The sequence below is a fragment of the Actinophytocola sp. genome (genome assembly GCF_045807065.1).
Classification (GTDB): Bacteria; Actinomycetota; Actinomycetes; order Mycobacteriales; family Pseudonocardiaceae; genus Actinophytocola.
The window spans coordinates 1-5,185 of record NZ_JBJMIE010000591.1 but is presented as its reverse complement, the minus strand read 5'-3'; the positions used below and the strand labels follow the sequence as shown (position 1 = coordinate 5,185).

At 72.1% G+C, this 5,185-nt stretch carries 5 protein-coding genes; 3 read left to right on the top strand and 2 right to left on the bottom strand.

What is annotated here, in order from left to right; translation table 11 throughout:
• Positions 1 to 675, bottom strand: a 675-nt coding sequence (locus tag ACJ73U_RS34720; RefSeq protein WP_407781988.1) for an acyl-CoA thioesterase, incomplete at its 3' end; no start/stop codon positions are given.
• Positions 676 to 678: 3 nt separating this feature from the next.
• Entirely contained in the window at positions 679 to 1,440 is a 762-nt protein-coding gene (locus tag ACJ73U_RS34715) for an IclR family transcriptional regulator (protein ID WP_407781987.1), read from the bottom strand.
• 40 nt (positions 1,441 to 1,480) lie between these two features.
• Between ACJ73U_RS34715 and ACJ73U_RS34710 the strand changes: the two genes are divergently transcribed.
• From ACJ73U_RS34710 to ACJ73U_RS34700, 3 genes are all read left to right on the top strand, one after another.
• Complete coding sequence (locus tag ACJ73U_RS34710; protein ID WP_407781986.1) at positions 1,481 to 2,377, top strand: acetaldehyde dehydrogenase (acetylating); 897 nt, start codon at positions 1,481 to 1,483, stop codon at positions 2,375 to 2,377.
• Positions 2,374 to 3,396, top strand: a complete 1,023-nt coding sequence (gene dmpG, locus ACJ73U_RS34705; RefSeq protein WP_407781985.1) for a 4-hydroxy-2-oxovalerate aldolase — start codon at positions 2,374 to 2,376, stop codon at positions 3,394 to 3,396. The genes ACJ73U_RS34710 and dmpG overlap by 4 nt, the downstream gene beginning before the upstream one ends.
• A 77-nt stretch (positions 3,397 to 3,473) precedes the next feature.
• Complete coding sequence (locus tag ACJ73U_RS34700) at positions 3,474 to 4,934, top strand: peptide MFS transporter (RefSeq protein ID WP_407781984.1); 1,461 nt, start codon at positions 3,474 to 3,476, stop codon at positions 4,932 to 4,934.
• The last annotated feature ends 251 nt before the right edge of the window (positions 4,935 to 5,185 follow it).

Sequence of the window (5,185 nt, the reverse complement as noted above, 5' to 3'; positions counted from 1 at the left end):
GAGGCTCGCGGTGCGCACCTCCGCGCGGGCCAGGCCGTGGCGGTGGAACGCGCCGTGCAGGATGGAGAGGTCCGACAGGTACACGAGCACGGCCTGGTGCAGTACCGGGTCGTCGGGCAGGGGTGCCGTGACCCGCAGCCACACCGACGATTCCGGTCGGCCCGGCTCCCGAGGACACGCCCGGAGCTCCACCGCGCCGACACGGGCGGGGCCGTCCGCCGATACCTGGAACGGTGTTCTCGCGGGGAGTTCGGCCGGGGTCGGGCGGGTCGGCATCGCGTCCTGGTGGACCAACCCGTCCTCCGGGACGTGGTACGACGCGGTCACCGTGGTCACGACCTCGTCGTCCTGCACCGCGTCGATCCGGCGCACGGCGAAGGAACGGCCGTCCCGCACCGCCGTCACCGTGAAGTGGAGCTTCACCTCGGGGCGGCCCGCCCGCAGGAAGTACGCGTGCAGCGAGTGCAGCGTCGCGGGCGGGGCGACGGTGTGCGCCGCGGCCACCGCGCACTGGGCCAGGATCTGCCCGCCGAACACCCGCCGGGCCGGCACGGTCGTGCTGCGGCCCGTGAACGCCGTGTCCGACAGGCGTTCCACCGCCAGCACCGACACCAACTCGTCCACAGTGGACAGACCGGACCGGTGTGCGCGCCACCTCGCCACGTCCAGCGCCATGGTTCAGCGGCCGCCGCGGAGGGTGCGGGCGATGCCCAGGGCGGCGGTGCGCACGGCCGGCGCGAACCGCGCCGGCTCCAGGCGGTTCACCCAGCCGGTGATGGACACGGCGGCCACCGCCACGCCTTCGGCGTCGAGCACGGGCGCGCTCACGCAGGTGATGCCCACCCCCGACTCCTCGTGCTCCGTCGCGACGCCGCGGTCGCGGATCTCGGCCAGTTCCCGGCGCAGCAGGCCGGGTGCGACGACCGTGCGCGGGGCGCGGCGGTGCAGTCCGCTCGCGACGACCGCCGCCAGCCGCGCCGGCGGGGAGAAGGCCAGCAGCGCCTTGCCGACGCCGGTGCAGTGCGCGGGCAACCGGCCACCGACCCGGGACGGCACCGGAGGACCGGTGCGGCTCTCCATCTTCTGGACGTACACCACCTCGACACCGTCCAGGATCGCCAGGTGCACGGTCTCGTGCGTGGCCTCGAACAGGTCGGCCAGGAACGGCGCGGCCGCCTCCCGCAGCCCACGCTGGCGCGGCACCAGCGACCCCAGCTCGAACAACCGCATGCCCAACCGGACCCCGCCGGGGGTGCACTCGACCAGGTCCCAGCTCGTCAGCTCACCGAGCAGCCGGTGCGCGGTGGACTTCGCCAGCCCGGTCCGCCGCGCCAGCTCGGCGAGGCTCAGCTCCACCTCGTCCGGCCGGAACGCGGTCAGCAGGGTCATCGCGCGACCCAACACCGAGTTCGGCCCACCGTTCCATTCAGCGGCACGCACGGCTTCATCGTGCCCTCGCACCGGTGTCAGAGTCCAGGCCATGGGCACAGTCACCGCCGCGATCGTCGGGCCGGGCAACATCGGCACCGACCTGTTCGAGAAGTTGCGCGCCAGCACGGTCATCGACGTCGGCTACGTCGTGGGCGTGGTCGAGTCCGACGGGTTGTCCCGCGCGCGGGACAACGGGGTGGCGGCCAGCGCCGAGGGGGTGGACTGGCTGCTGCGCCAGGATCCGCTGCCGCGGCTGGTGTTCGAGGCGACCTCGGCCAGGGCGCACGTCGCGAACGCGCCGCGGTACCGGGAGGCGGGCATCCAGGCCGTCGACCTCACGCCCGCGCACCTGGGGCCGATGGTGTGCCCGCCGGTCAACGGCGCCGCGCACCTCGGCGCCCCCAACGTCTCGATGATCACCTGCGGTGGGCAGGCCACGATCCCGATCGTGCACGCCGTATCGCGGATCACGGCGGTGCCCTACGCCGAGATCGTCGCGTCCGTGTCCTCCCGCAGCGCCGGGCCGGGCACCCGCGCCAACATCGACGAGTTCACCGAGACCACCGCCCGCGCCGTCGAGGAGGTGGGTGGCGCCGACCGCGGCAAGGCGATCATCATCCTCAACCCGGTGCACCCACCCATGATCATGCGCGACACGGTGTTCTGCATGATCTCCCCCGACGCCGACCGGGACGCGATCACCGGCTCGATCCACGACGTGGTCGCGGAGGTCCAGCAGTACGTGCCGGGCTACACCCTGCGCGCGGATCCCCAGTTCGACGACCCGCGCCCGGACTGGCGGGACAACGGACGGGTGGCGGTCTTCCTGGAGGTGAAGGGCAACGGCGACTACCTGCCGCCCTACGCCGGCAACCTGGACATCATGACCGCGGCCGCCGCACGGGTCGGCGAGCTGATCGCGAGCGCGAAGGTGGTGCCCGCATGAGGCCGGCGCTGAAGCACGACGTCCGCATCACCGACACCACCCTGCGCGACGGCAGCCACGCCATGGCCCACCAGTTCACCGAGGAACACGTGCGGGACACCGTCCGCGCGCTGGACCGCGCCGGCGTGGACACGATCGAGGTCTCCCACGGCGACGGCATCGGCGGGTCCTCGTTCAACTACGGCTTCTCCCACACCGACGAGCTGACGCTCATCGCCGCCGCCCGCGAGGAGGCGGCACAGGCGAAGATCGCGGTGCTGCTGGTGCCCGGCATCGGCACGGTGGAGCACCTGAGGCAGGCCCGCGACGCCGGCGCCGACATGGTGCGCGTGGCCACCCACTGCACCGAGGCCGACGTGTCGCCACAGCACTTCGCCGCGGCCCGCGACCTCGGCATGGAGACCGTCGGGTTCCTGATGATGGCGCACCGGACGTCGCCGGAGGACCTGGCCAAGCAGGCCCGGATCATGGTCGACGCCGGCTGCCAGTGCCCGTACGTCACCGACTCCGCGGGTGCCCTGCTCATGCACGAGGCGAAGGACCGGTTCGAGGCGCTGGTCGCCGAGGTCGGCGACGAGGCCTGGGTCGGCTACCACGGGCACCAGAACCTCTCGCTGGGTGTCGCGAACTCGGTGCTCGCCCACGAGGCCGGCGTCCGCTACATCGACGGGTCGGTGTGCGCGCTGGGTGCCGGCGCCGGCAACTCGCCGACCGAGGTCCTGGCGGCGGTCTTCGACCGGCTCGGCGTCACCACGGGACTGGACGTGCTGGGCCTGCTCGACGCCGCGGAGAACGTGGTCCGCCCGTACCTGCACCGGTGGCCGAAGATGGACCGCAACGCCGTCATCCAGGGCTGGGCCGGGGTGTACTCGTCGTTCCTGCTGCACGCCGAACGGGCCGCGGAACGCTACGGGGTGCCCGCGCACGACATCCTGCGCCGCTGCGGTGAGCTGGGGTACGTCGGCGGCCAGGAGGACATGATCATCGACGTGGCCATCCACCTCGCCGCGGCGCGCTGAGGACACCACCGACACGGCGCCAAGGCCGCGCCTCTCGGCGGCGCTTACCGAACCCCCACATCGGGTAGCCGACGGACATGACCGCCGACACCGACGTCGCGACGACGGACACCCGGTTCTTCGGGCACCCTCGGGCCCTGGGCACCCTGTTCGGCCTGGAGATGTGGGAGCGCTTCTCCTTCTACGGGATGCAGGGGATCCTGACGATCTACCTGTACTACGCCGCCGCCGACGGCGGGCTCGGTCTGCCGGAGGGGACGGCGACGAGCATCGTCGGCGCGTACGGCGGGCTGGTGTACCTGTCGACCATCCCCGGCGCGTGGCTCGCCGACCGAGTCGCCGGGTCCGAGCGCGTGCTGTTCGGCAGCGCGGTGCTGATCATGCTCGGGCACATCTCGCTCGCGGTGCTGCCCGGGTTCACCGGGGTCGGGGTCGGCCTGTGCTGTGTGGCACTGGGCAGCGGCGGCCTCAAGGCCAACGCCACGGCCCTGGTCGGCATGCTCTACCGCCGCGACGACGACCGCCGCGACGCCGGCTTCTCGTTGTTCTACCTCGGGATCAACCTGGGTGCGTTCATCGGGCCGCTGCTCACCGGGCTCGCCCAGCAGCGGCTCGGGTTCCACTACGGGTTCGGGCTGGCGGCGATCGGCATGGCGGCCGGCCTCGTCCAGTACGTGTTCGGCCGCAAGAACCTGAGCTCGACGGCCAACGACGTGCCCAACCCGCTGCCGGCCGGCCGCTGGCTCCTCGTCGTGGCCGCGGTGGTGGTCGCCGTCGCCATGATCGTCGTGCTCGTGCTGACCGGGGTGGTCACGGCCGCGAACCTGTCGAACGTGACCGTCGGCGTGATCGCCGTCGCCGCGGTCGTCTACTTCGCGGTGATCCTCGCGAGCCGGCGGATCGACGCCGTCGAACGCAGCCGGGTGACGAGCTTCATCCCGCTGTTCGTCGCCAGCTTCGTGTTCTTCTCGCTGTACCAGCAGCAGTTCACCGTCGTCGTCATCTACGCCGACCAGCGCCTGGACCGCACGATCTTCGGCTGGGACATGCCGATCCCGTGGGTGAACTCCATCAACCCGGTCTTCATCATCCTGCTCGCCGGCGCGTTCGCCGCGCTGTGGACGAAGCTGGGCCCCCGGCAGCCGTCCAGCCCGCTCAAGTTCGCGCTCGGCACCGCCATCATGGGCGTCGCGTTCCTCGCGTTCCTGCCCTGGTCCGGCGGCTCCGGCAACACCACTCCCCTGCTCGCGCTGGTGGGCATCCTGCTGCTGTTCACCATCGCCGAACTGCTGCTCTCACCGGTCGGGCTCGCGCTGGCCACCAAGCTCGCACCCGTGGCGTTCCGCACCCAGATGGTGTCACTCAACTTCCTGTCCATCGCACTGGGCACCGCACTGGCCGGCACACTCGCCAAGCACTACGACCCGGACCACGAGGTGCCCTACTTCCTCACGATCGGCGGCATCGCGATCGTCTTCGGCGTGCTGCTCGCCGTCGCCACCCCGTGGATCCGCACGCTGATGCGCGGCGTGCGGTAGCCGCCGCCGGCAGGACGACGGACGCGGACCAGCGCCACCCCGCCGAGCCGCGTGGAGGCGATCCTCGACCTCCCCACCCGCCAACCGACCCGCCGTCTACTCGGTGGCCGAAGCCCATTCCGGTCGTCGGCCGCTGGGTGCGAGGGCGCGTAGGTCGCCCGAGCGGGCGTGGCCCTCGAACAGCTCGACCCGGGCGGCTCGGCCGCAGACCTCGCCCAACAGGGCGCTCGACGCCGGGTCCGTGACCTCCT